This is a genomic window from Nonomuraea sp. NPDC049129, from assembly GCF_040648495.1.
Taxonomy (GTDB): domain Bacteria; phylum Actinomycetota; class Actinomycetes; order Streptosporangiales; family Streptosporangiaceae; genus Nonomuraea.
The window spans coordinates 51,188-70,045 of the sequence record NZ_JBEZDU010000022.1 but is presented as its reverse complement, the minus strand read 5'-3'; the positions used below and the strand labels follow the sequence as shown (position 1 = coordinate 70,045).

The 18,858-nt window shown below is 68.3% G+C and carries 17 protein-coding genes and 1 riboswitch; of the genes, 12 read left to right on the top strand and 5 right to left on the bottom strand.

Annotated elements, in window-relative coordinates; genetic code table 11:
* Positions 1-94: 94 nt before the first annotated feature.
* From AB0B64_RS45780 to AB0B64_RS45755, 6 genes are all read left to right on the top strand, one after another.
* Positions 95-1,417 (top strand): NYN domain-containing protein, encoded by a 1,323-nt coding sequence (locus AB0B64_RS45780; RefSeq protein ID WP_357944997.1) that lies wholly within the window; start codon positions 95-97, stop codon positions 1,415-1,417.
* A gap of 84 nt (positions 1,418-1,501) precedes the next feature.
* Positions 1,502-2,476, top strand: a complete 975-nt coding sequence (locus AB0B64_RS45775) for a C40 family peptidase (protein ID WP_357945000.1) — start codon at positions 1,502-1,504, stop codon at positions 2,474-2,476.
* A gap of 850 nt (positions 2,477-3,326) precedes the next feature.
* A riboswitch (cyclic di-AMP (ydaO/yuaA leader) is annotated at positions 3,327-3,485 on the top strand.
* Positions 3,486-3,558: 73 nt separating this feature from the next.
* Positions 3,559-4,074, top strand: coding sequence for a C40 family peptidase (locus tag AB0B64_RS45770; protein ID WP_357945002.1), 516 nt, complete (start codon positions 3,559-3,561; stop codon positions 4,072-4,074).
* A 195-nt stretch (positions 4,075-4,269) separates the two neighbouring features.
* On the top strand, positions 4,270-5,181 hold the full coding sequence (locus AB0B64_RS45765; protein ID WP_358188086.1) for a hypothetical protein: 912 nt from the start codon (positions 4,270-4,272) through the stop codon (positions 5,179-5,181).
* 11 nt (positions 5,182-5,192) lie between these two features.
* Entirely contained in the window at positions 5,193-6,716 is a 1,524-nt protein-coding gene (locus AB0B64_RS45760) for a M48 family metallopeptidase (RefSeq protein WP_357945007.1), read from the top strand.
* Positions 6,713-7,798, top strand: a complete 1,086-nt coding sequence (locus tag AB0B64_RS45755) for a glycosyltransferase family 4 protein (protein ID WP_357945009.1) — start codon at positions 6,713-6,715, stop codon at positions 7,796-7,798. The genes AB0B64_RS45760 and AB0B64_RS45755 overlap by 4 nt, the downstream gene beginning before the upstream one ends.
* On the opposite strand, the gene AB0B64_RS45750 is transcribed toward AB0B64_RS45755, so the two are convergent.
* Genes AB0B64_RS45750 through AB0B64_RS45740 form a run of 3 tightly spaced genes read right to left on the bottom strand, consistent with a single transcriptional unit; the run spans position 7,795 to position 10,870 of the window.
* Positions 7,795-8,712, bottom strand: coding sequence for a carbohydrate ABC transporter permease (locus AB0B64_RS45750; protein WP_357945012.1), 918 nt, complete (start codon positions 8,710-8,712; stop codon positions 7,795-7,797). The genes AB0B64_RS45755 and AB0B64_RS45750 overlap by 4 nt on opposite strands.
* A complete protein-coding gene (locus tag AB0B64_RS45745) occupies positions 8,709-9,581 on the bottom strand; it encodes a sugar ABC transporter permease (protein ID WP_357945015.1) in 873 nt (290 codons plus the stop codon). The genes AB0B64_RS45750 and AB0B64_RS45745 overlap by 4 nt, the downstream gene beginning before the upstream one ends.
* The gene (locus AB0B64_RS45740) at positions 9,581-10,870 is read right to left on the bottom strand and encodes an ABC transporter substrate-binding protein (RefSeq protein ID WP_357945017.1); all 1,290 of its coding nucleotides are present in this window, start codon (positions 10,868-10,870) and stop codon (positions 9,581-9,583) included. The genes AB0B64_RS45745 and AB0B64_RS45740 overlap by 1 nt, the downstream gene beginning before the upstream one ends.
* A gap of 223 nt (positions 10,871-11,093) precedes the next feature.
* Here AB0B64_RS45740 and AB0B64_RS45735 point away from each other — a divergent pair, with 223 nt between their 5' ends.
* From AB0B64_RS45735 to AB0B64_RS45720, 4 genes are all read left to right on the top strand, one after another.
* The gene (locus AB0B64_RS45735) at positions 11,094-11,861 is read left to right on the top strand and encodes a DeoR/GlpR family DNA-binding transcription regulator (protein ID WP_357945019.1); all 768 of its coding nucleotides are present in this window, start codon (positions 11,094-11,096) and stop codon (positions 11,859-11,861) included.
* A 182-nt stretch (positions 11,862-12,043) separates the two neighbouring features.
* The gene (locus tag AB0B64_RS45730; RefSeq protein WP_358188062.1) at positions 12,044-13,357 is read left to right on the top strand and encodes an extracellular solute-binding protein; all 1,314 of its coding nucleotides are present in this window, start codon (positions 12,044-12,046) and stop codon (positions 13,355-13,357) included.
* A gap of 77 nt (positions 13,358-13,434) precedes the next feature.
* Positions 13,435-14,385, top strand: coding sequence for a sugar ABC transporter permease (locus AB0B64_RS45725; protein ID WP_357945024.1), 951 nt, complete (start codon positions 13,435-13,437; stop codon positions 14,383-14,385).
* A complete protein-coding gene (locus tag AB0B64_RS45720; RefSeq protein ID WP_357945026.1) occupies positions 14,385-15,212 on the top strand; it encodes a carbohydrate ABC transporter permease in 828 nt (275 codons plus the stop codon). The genes AB0B64_RS45725 and AB0B64_RS45720 overlap by 1 nt, the downstream gene beginning before the upstream one ends.
* A gap of 53 nt (positions 15,213-15,265) precedes the next feature.
* Here the strand turns inward: AB0B64_RS45720 and AB0B64_RS45715 are convergent, their stop codons facing one another.
* Both AB0B64_RS45715 and AB0B64_RS45710 read right to left on the bottom strand, forming a co-directional pair.
* The gene (locus tag AB0B64_RS45715; protein ID WP_358188051.1) at positions 15,266-15,616 is read right to left on the bottom strand and encodes a hypothetical protein; all 351 of its coding nucleotides are present in this window, start codon (positions 15,614-15,616) and stop codon (positions 15,266-15,268) included.
* Between the two features lie 142 nt (positions 15,617-15,758).
* Complete coding sequence (locus tag AB0B64_RS45710) at positions 15,759-17,525, bottom strand: AMP-dependent synthetase/ligase (RefSeq protein ID WP_358188046.1); 1,767 nt, start codon at positions 17,523-17,525, stop codon at positions 15,759-15,761.
* A 105-nt stretch (positions 17,526-17,630) separates the two neighbouring features.
* On the opposite strand from AB0B64_RS45710, the gene AB0B64_RS45705 reads away from it, so the two are divergent.
* Both AB0B64_RS45705 and AB0B64_RS45700 read left to right on the top strand, forming a co-directional pair.
* On the top strand, positions 17,631-18,398 hold the full coding sequence (locus tag AB0B64_RS45705) for a metallophosphoesterase (protein ID WP_357945035.1): 768 nt from the start codon (positions 17,631-17,633) through the stop codon (positions 18,396-18,398).
* A gap of 21 nt (positions 18,399-18,419) precedes the next feature.
* Entirely contained in the window at positions 18,420-18,857 is a 438-nt protein-coding gene (locus tag AB0B64_RS45700) for an SRPBCC family protein (RefSeq protein WP_357945038.1), read from the top strand.
* Position 18,858 lies beyond the last annotated feature (1 nt).

The following is an 18,858-nucleotide window of genomic DNA, read 5'->3' as shown; positions in this document are numbered from 1 at the left end:
AGCAAGCGCTTGTCCATATCCGACCTGCCGTTACGGACAGGTACACGACAGCCGTACCCTTGTCTGAAAGGGCATGTCACGAAGGGACCGTGGGATGAGTTCAGCGGGTGAAGGTCTGTCTCGCCCGCTTCCCGAGCAGGTGAGACTCAACGTCGTCGATCTGGCGGCGCAGGTCCTCGGGTCCATGCCCGCTGCCACGATTCCGCCGCCGCTGCGCGGCATCGCCAAGTTCGACCCGCGCAAGCGCGCCAAACTGGGCAGCGCGCCCATCGCCGCCCAGCTGGAGAACGACAAAGAGTTCCGCGAGGTGGTCGCCGAGTCGGTGGCCGCCGGATGGCCCGAGCTCGTCGCCTCGCTGATCGAGGGCAACGTGCCACCCGCCGCCGACCCCGTGCTGGTGGCCGCCGCGGCCTATCTGACGCGGCCGGTCGGCTGGGCGGAGATGGTCGAGGCCGCCCGGGCCGATCTCGAGCAGTCGGCGGTCGCGGCCGAGGGGACCGAGCGCGAGGAGGTGGTGACCCGGCTGCGCGAGCAGCTCGCCGCCCAGAAGAGCGCCGCCAAGGACGAGTCCGACCGGCTGCGCGAGCAGCTCAGGGCGGCCCGCGCCGAGAACTCCGACCTGCGCCGCAAGCTCCACGAGGCCCGCGAGCGGAGCAAGGCGGCGGTGCGCCGCGCCGAGGAGATGGAGCACGCGGCCGACGACGCCAGGTCCGCCGCCACGGCCGCGGGCAGCGCGGGCGAGTCCGAGCTGCGCCGGCTCCGCGAGCGGCTGGCCGACGTGGAGAAGCAGCTCGAAGCCTCGCGCCGGGCCGCGCGTGAGGGCAGGAGCATCGAGGACGCCCGCGTCAGGGTGCTGCTCGACGCGCTCCAGGACGCCTCCGCCGGGCTGCGCAGGGAGCTGGCCCTGCCCACCATGATCAGCAGGCCCGCCGACTCGGTGGCCGCGCTCACGGGCGAGCGCCCCGGCGTCAGGGGCGTGCCCGCCCGCGCGCTGGCCGACGACGACCCGCAGCTGCTCGACCAGCTGCTCGCGCTGCCGCAGGTGCACCTGATCATCGACGGCTACAACGTGACCAAGACCGGGTACGGCACGCTGACCCTGGCCGATCAGCGCAACCGGCTGATGACCGGCCTCGGCGGGCTGGTCGCGCAGACCAGGGTCGAGGTGACCGTGGTCTTCGACGGCGCCGAGCTCAACGCGCCCGTCCAGGTGGTGGCGCCGCGCGGGGTGCGGGTGCTCTTCAGCGCACCCGGCGAGATCGCCGACGACCTGATCCGCCAGCTCGTCCGCGCCGAGCCGCCGGGCCGGGCCATGGCGGTGGTCTCCTCTGACCGCGAGGTGGCCGAGTCCGTCCGGCGTATGGGAGCCAGACCGGTTCCGTCGGCTCTGCTGCTGCGCAGGCTGGGCCGCGCGTAGATTACGAATCGGTTGTTAGGGTGAAAGCACACCCGCCACTTCTGTACCATTTCGCCCCAGATATATTCCCCTGGAGGCGACACTGTGAGGTTTGGCCGGGCGCCACTGGCCGCGGGACTCGCGATCGGGCTGCTGCTTTTCCCCACAAGCGAGGCACTGGCCGCGCCGAAGCCCACGATCAAACAGGCGAAAGCCAAGCTCAAGAAGCTGAACGATCAGGCCGACAAGGTCGTCGACCGCTACAACACGGCGACCGAGAAGTACAAGGCGGCCCAAGGCGAATACGGCAAGCTGAACGCCAGCTACAAACGCAAGCTTGAGACGGTCGCCACCCTGCGCGCCCAGGTCATCGACATGGCCGTCGACACCTACACGCGCGGCCCCGACGCCACTTCCTGGCCCACGATGATCGGTCAGCCGGATCCCACGGGCCTGCTGGGCGGCATGGCGCTCGCGGGGCAGCTGTCGGAGGAGAAGGTGGCGCGGCTGGCGGCCTTCGATCGCGAGAACCGCGGGCTCAAGGACGAACGCGACAAGGCCGAGGCGGCGCTGCAGGCGGCCGACAAGGAGCGCGACGGGGTCGAGAAGGAGCGCTCGGAGGTCCGCAAGCTGATCGCGAAGCAGAAGAAGCTGCTGGACAAGCTCGGCGCCTACAAGACCGGTGACCCCAACAGCACCGGCATCAAGTACACGGGCTCGGCCTCCGGCAACGCGGCGGCGGTGCTCAGGTTCGCTTACGCGCAGGTGGGCAAGCCGTACGTGTTCGGCGGCACGGGACCGAGCGGCTGGGACTGCTCGGGCCTCACGCAGGCGTCGTGGCGCGCTGGGGGCGTGTCGCTGCCCCGGACCACGTGGCAGCAGTGGGCCTGGGGGTCGTCCCGCAAGGTGGATCTGAAGGACCTGCAGCCCGGCGACCTGATCTTCAGCTCAGGGCTTGGACATGTCAGCATTTATGCGGGCAACGGGCAGATCGTGCACGCCCCCCAGACCGGCGACGTGGTCAAGGTCGTCACTCTGTCCTCCTATGGCGGCACCCTGGTGGGAGCTATCCGTCCGTAGGTTGTTCCGGGTGAAGAACCACTGATTTTCTGTACGGCAAGCATGGTGAGCCCCACCCGCCGTCCGTGGCTGGGCTCTGTCCAGGGACACGCTCCTCCGGTGGAGCGCGCTGGGCGCCGTGACGTGCGTCCTCTTGACCCGGTCCGTGGTTTCCGGTGGCCATGGACCGGATGGTCCGCCGATTAACGCTTGGCGGTCCACGTGGGCTTGCCGGCCAACGGACCTCGGCCCGGTGGTCAATGGACCTCGGCCGGGTGGTCAATGGACCTCGGCCGGGTGGTCAACGAACTCGGCCCGGTGGTCAGCGGGCTCCGACCTGCTGTTCAACGGGCTCTGGCCGCTTATTCAACGGCACCCGACCGGCTGTTCAACTGATCCCGATTTGCTGGTCGCCGGATTTCGGCGCGCAGGCCGATGCCGCTGGCCGGGTCGCTGAACGCTGCTCGAACGCCTTCAGCGGGTGACGACGATCACTGATCTCGGCCCGTCGGTGACCCTGGCGACGCCCACATCCGCGCAGTCGCGACACGATCACGCGCCCTCCGGCGTGTTGCTAGCGGGACCAGTGTGACAAGAGTGACAAAAGGGACCTGACAGATCACTGTGTGGTCAAGTGTGAGAAGGGTCACATTTGAATAACATAACCCGGCGCTCCAGCTGGGGTTGGGGACTTTACTGACACCTCTGAGTGATCCTGACAACCCCATGACGGCTTTGCCAGCTCGTTACTCAAGGGCGTAGCTTCTGGCGTCGCGGCGAACAAGCCATGGCGTCGCGACTCTCCATCGGGTCCCCGATGTGGACAGAAAAGAAATCCGTTAGGTCGCCGCCCTTCTACATGTCATTACGTGGCGGTGGCCTGCCGAGTCCGTGCAGCCAGGAGGCACGGAGCCGGGGACCCAGCGATCCCGCTCCCGGGATCAGGGGTGAATCGGCGCGTATTGCGCCGTAGGGCGACTTCCAGGCCCGAATCCGTCAGCTAACCCGGTAGGCGTTCGTGGAAGTCCCAAGGAGAAATCCTGTCTACCTCCCCCAGTAACCCCCGTCTGTCCCGCATTGCCCTGAGTGGCGCAGCGCTCACGATGACCGTGACGGCCGGAGGTTTGGTCCTCCCTGCCCCGACGGCGCAGGCGGCGACAACGCGTGATGCGGCCGAAGTTTCCGGGACCAATACAGCGGCGAAAGCCGTCAGGTCCGTGAAGAAGGTCGCGCAACAAACAGCGGTCGCTCGGCAAAAGGTGAAGGCCCGTACGGCCGTCGCCGTGGCCAAGGACCAGATCGGTGACCCGTACAGTTACGGGGCCACAGGACCTGGTTCCTTCGACTGCTCCGGTCTCGTCCAGTACGCCTGGAAGAAGGCCGGCGTCAAGATCCCGCGCGTGACGAACAGCCAGTTCGCCCGCATCAAGAAGAAGGTCTCCTGGAAGAATCTGAAGCCAGGTGACCTGATGTTCTTCTATGGGCTCGGCCATGTGGGCATGTATGTCGGCAACGGCAAGATGGTCCATTCGCCGAGGACGGGTTCGACGGTGCGCGTCGAGAAGCTCAGCGGATGGCGCAAGGCGTCGTTCGTGGGCGCGGTGCGTCCCGGCCTGTAAGTCCGGCCTGATCCGGCCTGCAAGACCGTCACGAAGGTCCCGTCCCAGCTGGGACGGGACCTTCGCGTGTTCCGGGCCCTTCCGCGACGACGAGCCGACGCTTTGCGCGACGACGTGCCGGGCCTTTGCGCGACGAGGAGCCGGGTCTCTCCGCGACGGCCGGTTCGCGGCGCGGGACGACTACGATCGGGGAACGTGTCCGTGCAGGTGAGCCGCCGAGTCTTGGGGGTGGGGGTGCTGCTCCTGGCCCTCGCCTCGGCCAGCGCCGCCCCGCACCGGTCTCCGGGGACGGACGGCCTCTCGGCAGCGGTTCGTGACCTGCCGTCCGGTGGGCCCGATCAGTCCGCGACCGGCCACAACCCGCCGGCCGGTGATCGTGAGCTTCCGGCGGAGGCGCGGGGACTCTGGGGGGATGGCTCCGAGGTCGTACGAGGTGTGCGTTCGGTCGTCGTCGGTCAGTATGCGGCGCCCGAGTCGCTTCGTGATCTGGCGCGCCGGGCCGATGCCGCCGGGTCGCGGGTCTCCGCCGTGCTCGGCCGCCCCGTACGGCCCGTGGTGCTCGTGCCCGGCTCGGCGGCCGAGGCTGCTCGGGTGGCCGGGGTGGGGAGTGTCGACGGGCTGGCGGCGGTGGCCGATGGCGGGAGAGTGGTCGTGGTGCCCGAGAACTTCGCCCGGCTGACCCCCACCGGGCGGGACATCGTGCTCACGCACGAGCTCACTCACGTCGCGGCCGGGACGAAACGGTTGCCGGTGTGGCTCTATGAGGGGTTCGCCGACTACGTGGGCTACCGGGACGCGGGGTTGCCAGTCCGGGTGGCCGCCACCGAGTTGGCCGCCGAGGTGCGGGCCGGGCACTTGCCGGGCGAATTGCCAGGGCCTGCGGCATTCGCACCGTCCAGCCGGGAGCCTGCACGTCTGGCACGGGCGTACCAGGAGGCGTGGCTGGCGTGTCGCTTCATCGCCGAGCGGTTCGGTGAGGGGACTCTGGTGAGGCTCTACCGTGATGCCCAGACGGGTGGCATCGACCGGGGGCTCACCAGGCTCGGGCTCTCGGCAGGGACGCTGACGGCACGGTGGCGCGACTACGTGCGGGACCAGCTTGCGTAAGGGGAACGCGGATGGACGATCTGCAGGGCACCGACGACAGCATGCCGCCGCCTGACGACGACGCGGGCCCCGATCGGAACCCGGCACCACAGCCCGGCGAGGACGCCGCATCAAGCGACCCCGCCACGTCAGGCGGTAGCGCCGCGCCACACGACCGTGCCGCACCAAGGGACCGCGCCGTGCCAGACGACCGTGCCACAGCGAGTGACCGTGCCGCGCCAGACGACCGTGCCGCGCCGAGCGACCGTGCCGTGTCAGGTGGCTGGGTCGCGGACGGTGGGGACGTCGCGTTCGGCCGGGCCGGTGCCGGTTGGGCGCTGGTCGTGCTCGGTGTGGTGATCCTGGCCGTGGTGGCGTTCACGACGCCCTGGCGGGTGATGCCCTCGGGCACCCCCACGGTGACGCCGGATCCGGCGCGCGACTTCAGTGCCGCCGAGATCGCCAGGGCCGCCGCCTTCGACGCGGCCACGAGCCTGCCCGGTTACCTCTCCCTCGGGCTGACCGTGCTGTTCGCGGGGTTGCTCGTGCTCACGCCGTTCGGTGCCAAGGTGCTGAGTAAGCTGCGCGGGCCGTGGTGGGTGCGGGTCGTGCTGGGGGTGGTGGTGCTGACCGCGATCGTCGAGGCGATCAGGTGGCCCCTGGGCATCTGGTACGAGGTGCAGCTGCGCGACTACGGCCTGTCCACGCAGGACTGGGCCGGCTGGACCGGCGACCGGCTCAAGAGCCTGGCCGTGAACGTGGTGCTGCAGTCCATCATGGTGCTGGTCGTGGTGGCGCTGGCCAGGTGGCTGCGGCGCTGGTGGATCCCGGCCGCCGCGGGCGCGTTCGCGTTCACCTTGGTGGCCTCGTTCGTGTATCCGGTCGTGTTCGAGCCGCTGTTCAACGACTTCCGCCCGATGCCGGGCGGCGCGCTCAGGGCGAACCTGATGATGCTGGCCGAGCGCGCCCATGTCCCGGTCGAGGACGTGCTGATCGCCGACGCCTCCCGCCGGACGAACGCGCTCAACGCCTACGTCTCCGGCTTCGGCGCCACGCGCCGGATCGTCGTGTACGACACGCTGCTGCGGGCCCCGCAGTCCGAGGTCGAGCTGGTCGTGGCGCACGAGCTGGGCCACGCCAAGTACGGGGACGTGCTGGTCGGCACGCTGGTGGGCGGGCTGGGCGCCGCGTTCGGCGCGATCCTGCTGTTCCTGCTGCTGGGCATGCTGCGGCGGCGCACGGGCATCGCCTCGGCGGCCGATCCACGGGCGGTAGGAGTGATCATGGGCTTGATGAGCCTGGCCACGGTCATCTCAGGACCGGCCCAGAACGTGGTCAGCCGCCACATCGAGGCCCGCGCCGACCTCCACGCCCTGAACCTCACGAAGGACCCGGCCACCTTCATCTCCATGCAGAAACGCCTGGCAATTACCAATATTTCCGACTTGTCGCCGGATCCGGTGGAATATGCCCTCTATGCGTCACACCCCACCGGCCCCCAACGCATCGCCATGGCCCGGGAGTGGGCCGCGCTGAACGGCCAGCAGCAGCCGTGACCGGCGTGCTCATCGTCACGAACGACTTCCCGCCCCGGCCGGGCGGCATCCAGTCGTTCGTGCACGGGCTGGCCCTGCGCACCCCTGGCGTGGCCGTCTACGCTCCGGCCTGGCAGGGGTGCGCGGAGTTCGACAGCCGCCAGCCGTACCGGATCGTCCGGCACCCCACCTCGCTCATGCTGCCCACCCCGGCGGTCGCCCGCCGGGCCGCCCACCTGCTGGCCGAGCAGCGGGCGGACACCGTGGTGTTCGGCTCGGCGGCCCCGCTGGGCCTGCTCGCGCCGGGGTTACGGGCGGCCGGCGCGCGGCGCGTGGTGATGCTCACCCACGGCCACGAGGCGTCGTGGGCGAGCGCGCCGCTGTTCCGTGGGGCGCTGCGCAGGATCGGCGCGCACGCCGACGTGGTGACCTACCTCGGCGAGTACACGCGCGCCCGGCTGGCCGCGGCGATCTCGCCGGCCAAGCTGGTACGTCTGGCGCCGGGCGTGGACACCGGCCAGTTCCACCCGGACGCGCCCAAGGCCGAGCTCGGGCTGGCCGGGCGGCCGGTGGTGATCTGCGTGTCGAGGCTGGTGCCGCGCAAGGGCCAGGACCAGCTCATCAGGGCCTGGCCCCGGGTGCTGCGCGCGGTGCCGGAGTCGGTGCTGCTGTTCGTGGGCGGCGGGCCGTACCGCAAGCGGCTGGAGAAGCTGGCGCGGGGGCACGAGTCCGTCCGCTTCACCGGTACGGTCCCGGCGGGCAGCCTGGCCGGTTATTACGCCGCCGCCGACGTGTTCGCGATGCCGTGCCGTACCCGGCTGGGCGGCGTCGACGTTGAGGGGCTGGGGATCGTGTTCCTGGAGGCATCGGCGACCGGCCTGCCGGTCGTCGCGGGCGCGTCCGGCGGCGCCCCGGACGCGGTACGGCACGGCGAGACCGGCCTCGTCGTCGACGGCACCGACGTGGCGGAGGTCGCCGCGGCCCTGATCGAGCTGCTCGGCGACCCCGAACGGGCCCGGAAGATGGGCGCCCGGGGCCGCGACTGGATCGCCGGCGAGTGGACCTGGGACCTGGTCGCCGCCCGCTTCCACGCGCTCCTTTAGCCCTTGGTGGCCCCCAGGGTGAGTCCGGCGACGAACTGCTTGTGCAGCATCTGGAAGACGATCAGCGTCGGCAGCGCGACCAGCATCGACCCGGCCGCCAGCAGGTTGTAGTCGGTGAAGAACTGGCCGCGCAGGTTGTTCAGGGCCGAGGTGACGGGCAGTTTGTCGCCCGACGACATCAGCACCAGCGCCCACAGGAAGTCGTTGTACATGAAGGTGAACTCCAGCGTGGCCAGCGCCGCCAGCACCGGGCGGCACAGCGGCAGCGTGAGCTGCCAGTAGCGGCGCCACACGCTCGCTCCGTCGACCAGCGCCGCCTCGGTGATCTCCTCCGGGATCGTGCGCATGAAGTTCGACATGACGAACACGCAGAAGCCGAACTGGAATGCCACGTGCACCAGGATCAGCCCGAGGTAGGAGTCGTACAGCGACTGCGAGTCCGACAGCCACGCCGGCAGCGGCACGAGCGTGTAGAGGGTGTAGAGCGGGGTGATGAGCACCTGCGGCGGCAGCAGGTTGCCCGCCGTGAACGTGATCAGCAGCGCCTTGCGCCCCGGAATGCGCAGCCGCGCGATCGCGAACGCGGTGAACGAGGCCATGAACAGCGTGATCAGTACGCCCGGGATCACGATGATCAGCGTGTTGAGGTAGTAGCGGGGCAGGTCGGCCTGGCTCCACGCTTGCCCGTAGTAGTCCAGCGTCAGGTGCTCGGGCAGCGAGAAGTACCCCAGCCGCGCGGTCTCGTCGTACGGGCGCAGCGAGGCGTAGAGCGCCAGCGCGAGCGGCAGGACCCAGCCCAGCGCCACGAGGCCGAGGAAGACGTGCAGCAGGATCCGCAGCGGACGCGCCCGGCGGCGCACCGGCTCCCGGCGATCCTGGACCGGGGGCGTGGTGATGGGCGCGGTGAGCGTCATCGTTCCTCCCTGAACAGCTGCGACAGGTAGGTGACGATGAACCCGAGCGTGATCACCAGCAGGATCACCGCGATGGCCGAGCCGAACCCGATGCGGCTCGCCTCGCCCACGATGTTCTCGGTGACCAGCACCGACAGCAGCTCCAGCCCGTTCCTGCCCTTGTTGATGGCGTAGACGATGTCGAAGGCGCGCAGCGCCTCGATGACCGTGATCACCAGCACGATCACGTTGACCGGGCGCAGCGTCGGGAACACCACCCGGAAGAACGCCTGCGCCTCGTTGGCCCCGTCGATCGCGGCCGCCTCCTTGAGCGCGGGATCGACCGCCTTCAGCCCGGCCAGATAGATGATCATCACGTACCCGACGTGCCGCCAGCCGGCCGCCACCATGACCACCCAGATGTTGATCGACCGGTCGCCCAGCCAGTCCACGGTCAGCCCGGTCACCGCGTTCAGCACGCCGTAGTCGGAGGAGTAGACGAGCTGCGCGATGAACCCCACGACGGCCAGCGACAGCACGACCGGCGTGTACAGCGCGCTCTGGTACACGCGCGACAGCCGCAGCCGCCGGTCCAGCAGCACCGCGCAGAACAGCCCGAACGGCGTCGCGACCAGACCGAGGAAGCCCAGCCAGAGCACGTTGTTGCGGATGGCCGACCAGAACGGCGGATAGTCGTTGACCAGGTCGGTGTAGTTCCGGCCGCCCACCCACTCCATCGGCTTGATGCCGTTCCAGTCGGTGCCCGACAGCCCGATGGAGGCCAGCGTGGGCCCCCAGATGAGGCCCACGTTGACGATGATGGCCACCCCCAGCCCGATGACCAGGATGGTCACGTCGCGGGCGGAGTAGCGACGGGTCTTGGCGGCCATCAGCGGAAGATGTTGGTCTTCTGCTTCTCGATGCTCGCCAGCAAGGAGTCGATCTCGTTCGGCTTGCCGACGAACGACTGCAGCGACGGGATCATCACCGTTGAGGCGAAGTCGGGCCGGGTGTCACGATCGAGGAACTGGGCCAGGTGCGTCGCCTTGGACACCAGCTCGGCGCCGCGCTTCTGCAGCGTGCTGTAACCGCTGGTGTCGGCTTTGGAGCTGGCGGCCAGGGTGCCCGGGTCCAGCTTGGTGGCGATGTTCTGCGAGCTGCCCTGGGCCAGGTGCTTGAGCACGGCCTTGGCCCCGTCGACGTTCTTGGCCTTGCCCGAGATCATGTAGCCGTCGATCGGCGCGTCGATGGAGTCGGTGCCGTAGGTCGGATTGATCTCGGGGAAGGTGAAGAAGTCGATGTCGTCGCGCTCGTTCTCCGGGAACTGCTGGGCGACGAACATGCCGAGCAGGTACATGCCGGTCTTCTTCTGCTGCAGCGCCTGCCCGGCCTCCTGCCAGGTACGGCCCAGCGCGGCGGGCTGGTGATACTCCATCAGCCCGCGCCAGGTGTCGAAGACCTGCTTGACCCTGGGGTCGGTCCACGACTCCTTGCCGCCCATGAGCGAGATGTGGAAGTCGTAGCCGTTCGTCCGCATGTTGATGATGTCGAACGTGCCCATGGCGGGCCAGCCGTCCTTGTCGGCGAACCCGATCGGGATCAGCCCGTCGGCCTTCATCTTCTTGGCCAGCGCGGTGAACTCGTCCAGCGTCTTGGGCGGCTCGTAGCCCTTCTCCTGCCACACACTCTTGCGATAGAAGACGGCCCACGGATAGTACGTGAACGGCACGAAGTACTGCTTACCGTCGGTGCCCGTCGAGGCGGCCTTGAAGGCGGGTGTGTAGTCGCTCCCGATTTCCCGCCACACGTCCGAGATGTCGGTCGCGAGCCCCTGCTCGGCGAAGAACTGCATGCGATATCCGGCGAACCAGGTGAAGACATCGTCCGGCGTGCCTTTGAGGTAGCGGTTGATGTTCTCCTGGAACGTGTTGTGGTCCACGGTATTGATCTTCACTTGGGCCTGGGTGAAGCCCTTTAACACGGTTTCGAGGGACTTCTTGGGGATTTCGTCCGAGGCGTTGGAGCCGAACGTGACCGTGCCCAGGTTTCCGGATGACTTACCACCCGGCGGCGCGGCGGGCTGACTGGACCCGCAGCCGGCCAGGACGGCCGGGACGCCGAAGGTGGCGGCCGCGCCGAGCAGCAGGTTACGACGGGAGATCGGCAGACGTTGGACCATGGTGGTTCCTCCTTGCCAGGACCCTCAAATTCCCCCGAATTCGCTCGATTTCCTTCAGAGAAGAGCACACACAACCAGCTGTCAACGCACGATTTGATGTCGAACGCCGGCCAAGAACCATCACAACCGAGCACGGGCCTTGAAATCCGCAGGTGGCGTGTCATGATGCGTCCGAATGGCATGTCGGGAAATGTCGAGAAACTGTTGGGAACTGGGTGATGCGATGCTCGCCGTCCAGCGACAGCAGACGATTCTGGAGCTCGTACGGCTGAACGGCGCCGTCAAGGTGGTCGACCTGGTGCGCGAGTTCGGCGTCTCGGACATCACGATCCGCCGCGACCTCGAGCTGCTGGCCGAGCGGGGGCTGCTGGCCAAGGTGCACGGCGGCGCGACCGTCATCGGCGCCGGCTCGACCGACGAGCCCGGCTTCGCCGTCAAGTCGGTCCAGCAGGAGGACGAGAAGCTGGTCATCGCCCGCCGCGCCGCCGAGCTGGTGTTCCCGGGCACCGCCGTGGCGCTCTCGGCCGGGACCACGACCTGGACGCTCGCCCACCAGCTGGTGAACACGCCCGGCCTGACCGTGGTGACCAACTCGGTGCGCATCGCCGACGTCTTCCAGCACGGCGGGCGGCCGGACCAGACGGTGGTGCTGACGGGCGGCGTGCGTACCCCATCGGACGCCCTTGTCGGCCCGGTGGCGGTCGCCGCGATCCGGCTGCTCAACGTGGACATGCTGTTCCTGGGCGTGCACGGGATGACCACGCGGGCCGGGTTCACCACGCCGAACATGATGGAGGCCGAGACCGACCGCGCCCTGGTCGAGGCCGCGAGCAGCCTGGTCGTGCTGGCCGATCACACCAAGTGGGGGACCGTGGGCATCAGCACGATCGCCCGGCTCAGCGAGGCCGACGTGGTGATCTCCGACGGCGGGCTGCCCGAGACGGCCAGGACCGCGCTGTCCGAGCAGGCGGGCGAGCTGGTCATCGTTTGATCTTGACGGGGCCAGGCTCTGACGGTCCCCGCATACCAATCCGATCACATGGCATACGCTGAGCCGGAGTGATCCTACCTTTCTGTGGGATCAACCCTTATGTTGTCAGTGCTTAGCTGTTACCCCTAGTAGTGGTCCTACCTATTCACACGCATCATTTCGCGCCCCCACCGAATGATCGGATGAGTGAGAAGGGTGGCACAGTGAACAAGCTGTTCGCGGCTGGGGCGATGACACTCGCCGTCGCGCTCGCGCTTAGTGCCTGCTCAAGCAATTCGCCCAGCGGAAGCCAGTCCTCGGCGCCGGCCTCCGGGGGCAAACAGAAGGTCTCCTTCCTGGTGTTCCCCTCGCCGAACCTGCCGGAGTCGTACTGGAAGGCCCAGGTCGATCTGGTGACCAAGGCCAACCCCGACCTGGAGGTCGAGCTGGTCGCCGCGCCTTCGGAGTCCGAGCGCAACGACTACGCCAAGCAACTGGCCGCTTCCGGGCAGCTGCCTGACGTACAGATCGGCATGCAGGACCTGATCGCCCTGGAGCCGAGCCTGGCCACGTGGACGCCGGAGGAGCTCAAGGACTTCCTCTGTCCGACCTGCGGCGCGGTCAACGGGAAGATCCTCCAGTTGCCGACCAACACGCAGACGATCCCGAACGTCTACTACAGCAAGAAGCTGTTCCAGAAGGCCGGCATCGCCGAGCCGCCGAAGACCTACGCCGACCTGCTGGCCGACGCCGAGAAGCTGAAGGCCAAGGGCATCACCCCGTTCGTGTCGGGCGGCGTGTTCGTCACCTCCCAGCCGTGGACCGCCATCCTGGCCACGGACCTGTACGCCAAGACGCCCGACTGGATGACCAAGCGGCGCAACGGCGAGGTGAAGTTCGCCACCGACCCGGCCATGAAGGCCGCCACGCAGAAGTTCACCGACCTGGCCGCCAAGGGCTACCTCGACAAACGGCAGATCGGGCAGGACTACCCCAAGACGCAGGAGGCCTTCCTCGGCGGCAAGGGCGCGATGTACCCGATGGGCAGCTGGTTCGCCGCCGCGGCCGACGGCTCGCCCATGAAGGACGACATCGGGGTCTTCGCCTGGCCCGGCGACGACGGCGCCCTGCACATGCCGACCTTCACCGGCGGCGGGCTGTCCGTCAGCGCGACGGCCAAGAACATGGCCGCGGCCAAGAAGTTCGCGCTGGCCTTCCAGCTCACCAAGGAGAACCTGGACGCCTCGGTCAAGGCCGACGCGCTCTTCCCGGCGATCAAGGGCTACACGCCGCCGTCGGACACGGGCCCGGTGTTCAAGGCCGTCTACGACCTGTGGCAGAAGGCGCTGAACGAGAAGGCGACCGTCCCCGCGTTCAGCTGGGAGGCCGGGGACACGGCGATGCTGCCGGGCATGCAGGGCAAGTTCTGGTCCACGGCGCAGGACCTGGTCAGCGGCAAGAAGACGGTCGACCAGGCACTGGCCTTCCTCGACACCGAGTGGGAGAAATCCGGCTGATCCGGCGGGGCGGGCCGCCGAGCGCCCGCCCCTCGGTCTGACCGGGATCCGATTCCGACCAGGAGGGGTCTGGCCTGATGGCCGCTGGCACCACCATCCACCATCACAAGCCCGGCCACGCGCAGGCCCGAGTACGCCGGCGACGGCCGGGCGGCAAAGGGGCCGGGCTGTGGCATTTCCTGTCGTTCGCCGCGCCCGGCACGCTCATCTACTTCTGCCTCGTCGTGCTGCCGATCACGCTCAGTTTCGGTTACAGCCTGACCGACCAGGCATTGCTGCGGCCCAAGACGCACTTCGTCGGGCTGCGCAACTACCAGTTGCTCCTGCAGGACGAGACGTTCCTGCAGTCGCTGCGGGTGACCACGATCCTCACGCTGATCGTCGTCATCGTGCCGAACGTCCTGGGCGTCGCCATCGCGGTGCTCCTCGACCGCCGCGGCTGGCTCTACAACGCGCTGCGCAGCGTCTTCTTCACCCCGATGGTGATCAGCTCCGTGGTCATCAGCGTCATCTGGACTCGCATCCTCGCCGACGACGGGCCGATCAACCAGACGCTCAGGGCGCTGGGCGTCAGTGAGCCGCCGGGCTGGCTGTCCGACCCGGACATCGCGCTCTACTCGCTGTCGTCGATCGTCTGCTGGCAGATGCTCGGATTCTGCGTGGTCGTCTATCTCGCCGGGCTGCAGGGCGTACCCCAGGAGCTGGCCGAGGCGGCGGCGATCGACGGCGCGGGTCCGGTGCGCAGGTTCTGGAGCGTCACCTGGCCGCTGCTGGCGCCCGCGCTCACCATCAACACGGTCGTCCTGCTGATCTCCGCGTTCAAGATCTTCGACCACGTGAAGGTGATCACCAACGGCGGACCCGGTACGGGGACGACCGCGAGCGTGGCGCTCGTCATCCTGCAGGAGGGGTTCGTGGAGAACCGCACCGGCTACGCCTCGGCGGAGGCCGTCGTCATGCTGATCGTCATCGCGCTGCTGTCGGTGATCACGCTGCGCGTGCTGGGGCGAAGGGAGGTGCAGCTCTGATGCGCTCCACCGTGCCGTGGCTGCGCCCGCTGGTCGCGCTGGTCGTCGGCGGGGTATTCTTCATCCCTCTGTACATCGCGCTGATCAACGTTTTCAAGGAGAGCCGGCAGGTCGCCAGTGGCGCCATGTCGCTGCCGATCCCGCCCACCTTCGACAACCTGATCAGGGTGCTGACCAGCCCGGACAGCCTCTTCTGGTCGTCGCTGCGGACCAGCGTCCTGGTCACCTCCCTGTCGATCATCATCCTGACGGTGCTGTCGGCCATGCTCGGCCACTACCTGGCCCGGCAGAACACCTGGTGGTCCCGAGTGATCATGGTCCTGCTGCTGTGCGGGCTGATGATCCCGCCGCAGGTGATCCTGATCCCGATCACTCAGGTGCTCAAGGCGCTCGGGCTGATGTCGACGCTGCAGGGCCTCGTGCTCTTCAACGTCGGCTACTACGTGCCGTTCGGGGTCTTCGTCTTCTCCGGCTTCATGAAGGGCGTGCCGCGGGAGCTGGAGGAGGCCGCGGCCATCGACGGGGCCACGCGGTGGCAGACGTTCTGGAAGATCGTCTTCCCGCTGCTGCGTCCGGCGACGGCCAGCGTGCTGATCTTCCTCGGGGTGTGGATCTGGAACGACTTCCTCAACCCGCTGATCATCTATGGGCCGCGCGAGGGTACGACGATCATGACGGGCATCTACAAGTCGCTCGGGCAGTACGCGGCGGACTTCGGCGGGATGTTCGCGCTCATGTTCCTGGCCACGCTGCCGATCCTGGTGTTCTACCTGTTGCTGCAGAAGCAGTTCGTCAAGGGGCTCACGGGCGGGGCGACGAAGGGCTGACACGCGAACGGCCCCCGGCGCGTGGTGCCGGGGGCCGTTCGCGTGGCTGCTGCTTAGTTGAGGTCGAGCTTGCGCTGGATGGCGACGAGGATGTGCATCATCTCCGTCTGGGTCTGCTGCATCGTTGCCTGTCCGGCCTGGAGCCCGTCTATCGACGTCTGCATCGTTGCCTGTCGGGCCTGGAGGTCGTCTATCGACGCCTGCATGGACGTGACCTTGGCGTCCAGAACGGTGACCTTGCCATCCAGAACGGTGACCTTGCCGTCCAGTGTCTTGACCCGGTCCGCGACGCCGTTGATGCGTTCAGTGAGCTGCTGGCCCATCTCCATCTGGTCGGCCCCTATCCGGACGAATTCGTTCTCGATGCTGCCGATGAACTGCATACCCGCTTCCTTGATGCTCACCGTTATCTCCCCTACCTTTGAAGGTAGGGACCGGGGATGTATCAGATCTCCGGTCCCGATTGCCTTCTCAGGCTAGCGAAGTGGCGTCAAGAGCGTCCAGAGAATCCGGGACAACGGGTAGCGATTTCTATACCCAGCGTAATCATTTGTACAGTGCGTCCACATCCTTGGCGAAGTCCCGCATCACCACGTTGCGCTTGATCTTCAGGGTCGGCGTCAGGTGCCCGCTGTCCTCGGTGATGTCCACATCCAGGATGGCGAACTTCTTGATCTGCTCCGCCTTCGACACCGTCAGATTCGCCGTGTCCACGGCCTTCTGCACCTCCGCCAGCACCCGCGGATCCGTGCAAAGCTCACTCAGCGTAGCCGTCGGCAGGTCGTTGACCGACTTCCAGTGGTCCAGCGCCTCCGGGTCCAGGGTGATCAGCGTCGCCACGAAGGGCCGCCCGTCGCCGACGATCATGGCCTGGGAGATCAGCGGGTGCGCCCTCAGCGCGTCCTCCAGCGGGCCGGGGGCGACGTTCTTGCCCGCCGCCGTCACCAGGATCTCCTTCTTGCGTCCCGTGATGCGCAGGTAGCCGTCGGCGTCGAGTTCGCCCACGTCGCCCGTGTGGTACCAGCCGTCGGCGTCGATCGCCTCGGCCGTCGCCTGGTCGTTGTGCCAGTAACCGTGGAAGACGTGGCGGCCCTTGGCCAGGATCTCGCCGTCGTCGGCGATGCGGATCGACACGCCGGGCAGCGGCTTGCCGACCGTGCCGATCTTGTTGGCGCCCGGCATGTTGACCGAGCAGGGCGCCGAGGTCTCGGTCAGGCCGTAGCCCTCGAACACCTCGATGCCGACGCCCCTGAAGAAGTGGCCGAGCCGGTCGCCGAGGGCCGAGCCGCCGCACACCGCCGCCGTCAGCCGGCCGCCCGTGGCCGTGCGGAGCTTGCCGTACACCAGCCGGTCGAACAGGGCGTGCCGCAGGCGCAGGCCCAGGCCCGCGCCGCCGGAGCTCTCGGCCTTGCTCCACGCGACGGCGGTGTCGGCGGCGCGGGCGAAGATCGCGCCCTTGCCGCCGGCGATGGCCCGCTGCTCGGCGCCGTTGTAGACCTTCTCGAACACGCGGGGCACGCCGAGCAGGAACGTCGGCTGGAACTCGGCCAGGTCCGGGGCCACGTTCTTCATGTTCGGGGTGTGGGCCAGGATCGCGCCCGCCTCGATGATGGCGACCTGGATCATGCGGGCGAAGATGTGCGCGAGCGGCAGGAACAGCAGCGCCGCCGGCGACTTGCCGGCGAAGAGCGCCTCCAGGGGGCCCGCCACCACGTTGCGGGCGGTGAACAGCAGGTTGTCGTGCGTGATCCGGCAGCCCTTGGGCCGGCCGGTGGTGCCGGAGGTGTAGACGACCGTGGCCAGGTCGGCCGAGCCGACCCCGGCGCGCCGCTCTTCGAAGGCGGCGTCGGTCACCTCGGAGCCGTCGAGGGTCTCGTCGACGCGCCAGATCGGCTTCAGGCCGGGCGCGGCCTCGCGCACGGTCTCCTCGTGCCCGTCGAGCTCGACGAACACCGCCTTGGCCTCACTGTCGGACAGGATCCACTTGACCTGCTCGACCGCCGACGTCTCGTAGATCGGCACGGTGACCGCGCCGATCGACCAGATCGCGTAGTCGATCAGCGTCCACTCGTAGCGGGTGCGCGACATGAGCGCGACCCGGTCGCCGTGCTCGATGCCCGCCGCGATCAGCGCCTTGGCCAGCTCGACCACCTGGTCGCGGAACTCGGAGGCGGTGACGGCGGGCCAGCCGCCGTCCTGCTTGCGCCGCATGACGACCGCGCCGGGCTCCTGCTCGGCCCGCCTGAAGACCGTGTCGGGCAGGCTCGCGGAGGCAGGTACGTCGACCAGCACCGGGACGCTGTACTCGCGCACGGAATCAACTCCTGTTCGGGGGGACCGCCTGGACGCTATCGCGTTGAATTACCCACGGGTAGGGGTCATTCTCACGCTAGCAGCCGCTCTCATAGGATTTCCCGCATGAGGGTCCATGTCATCAGCGACGTACACGGCAGAGCGGACGCGCTGGCCGGCGCCGGGGCGGGGGCCGACGCGCTGATCTGTCTCGGTGACCTGATCCTCTTCATCGACTACGACGACCACGCGCAGGGCATCTTCCCGGACCTGTTCGGCGCCGAGCGGGCCGCGGAGTTCATCGCGCTGCGCACGGCCAAGCGCTTCGACGAGGCCAGAGCCATGTCGGCGCGGCTGTGGTCCACCCTCGACGGCGATCCGCGCGAGCACATCGAGCGCAACGTACGCGCCCAGTACAAAGAGCTCTTCGCGGCCATGCCCGCGCCGGCCTACCTCACCTACGGCAACGTCGACATCCCGCGCCTGTGGTCCGACTACCTCCAGGACGGTCACCAGGTGCTCGACGGCCAGAGCGTGGAGATCGGCGGCTGGCGGTTCGGCTTCGTCGGCGGCGGGCTCAAGACCACCTACCGCACCCCGTACGAGATCAGTGACGAGGAGTTCGCCGCCAAGGTCGAGGCGGTCGGCGAGGTCGACGTGCTGTGCTGTCACATCCCGCCCGCGGTGCCCGAGCTGCTGTACGACGTGGTGGCCAGGCGCTTCGAGCGCGGCAGCGAGGCGACGCTGGCGGCGATCAGGCGGACGCAGCCGCGCTACGCCCTGTTCGGGCATGTGCACCAGCCACTGCACCGGCGCACCCGTATCGGGCGCACCGAGTGCGTGAACGTGGGTCATTTCCGGGGAAAGGGGGTTCCGTTCATCCTCGAATGGTGACCCGACCGGTACGGTGGTCGCATGGCTGATCGCACCACTTCGAGCATCACCGTCGGCGCCGACCGGGCCGCCGTGATGGCCGTCATCGCCGACTTCGCGGCCTACCCCGAATGGGCGGGTCAGGTGAAGGAGGCGGAGGTCCTCAGCACCGGGGCCGACGGCAGGCCGGAGACGGTGCGCTTCGTCCTGGACGCCGGAGTGATCAGCGACGCCTACACCCTCGGCTACACCTGGCAGGACGACGAGAGCGTCCGCTGGCAGGTCGTCGAGCCGGGCAAGATGCTCGCCGAGCTCGCGGGGAGTTACCAGCTGGCCGAGACGGGCACCGGCACCGAGGTGACATACGAGCTCTCGGCCGACCTCAAGGTCCCCATGATCGGCATGATCAAGCGCAAGGCGGAGAAGGTCATCGTGGACACCGCGCTCAAGGGCCTCAAGAAGCGCGTCGAAGGGCACTGAG

Bases quoted from the DNA above. Each gene is read 5' to 3' on its own strand.
- AB0B64_RS45780 (WP_357944997.1), top strand. From the start codon at position 95: ATGAGTTCAGCGGGTGAAGGTCTGTCTCGCCCGCTTCCCGAGCAGGTG.
- AB0B64_RS45770 (WP_357945002.1), top strand. From the start codon at position 3,559: ATGACCGTGACGGCCGGAGGTTTGGTCCTCCCTGCCCCGACGGCGCAG.
- AB0B64_RS45760 (WP_357945007.1), top strand. From the start codon at position 5,193: ATGGACGATCTGCAGGGCACCGACGACAGCATGCCGCCGCCTGACGAC.
- AB0B64_RS45750 (WP_357945012.1), bottom strand. From the start codon at position 8,712: ATGACGCTCACCGCGCCCATCACCACGCCCCCGGTCCAGGATCGCCGG.
- AB0B64_RS45745 (WP_357945015.1), bottom strand. From the start codon at position 9,581: ATGGCCGCCAAGACCCGTCGCTACTCCGCCCGCGACGTGACCATCCTG.
- AB0B64_RS45740 (WP_357945017.1), bottom strand. From the start codon at position 10,870: ATGGTCCAACGTCTGCCGATCTCCCGTCGTAACCTGCTGCTCGGCGCG.
- AB0B64_RS45735 (WP_357945019.1), top strand. From the start codon at position 11,094: ATGCTCGCCGTCCAGCGACAGCAGACGATTCTGGAGCTCGTACGGCTG.
- AB0B64_RS45730 (WP_358188062.1), top strand. From the start codon at position 12,044: ATGAGTGAGAAGGGTGGCACAGTGAACAAGCTGTTCGCGGCTGGGGCG.
- AB0B64_RS45725 (WP_357945024.1), top strand. From the start codon at position 13,435: ATGGCCGCTGGCACCACCATCCACCATCACAAGCCCGGCCACGCGCAG.
- AB0B64_RS45720 (WP_357945026.1), top strand. From the start codon at position 14,385: ATGCGCTCCACCGTGCCGTGGCTGCGCCCGCTGGTCGCGCTGGTCGTC.
- AB0B64_RS45705 (WP_357945035.1), top strand. From the start codon at position 17,631: ATGAGGGTCCATGTCATCAGCGACGTACACGGCAGAGCGGACGCGCTG.
- AB0B64_RS45700 (WP_357945038.1), top strand. From the start codon at position 18,420: ATGGCTGATCGCACCACTTCGAGCATCACCGTCGGCGCCGACCGGGCC.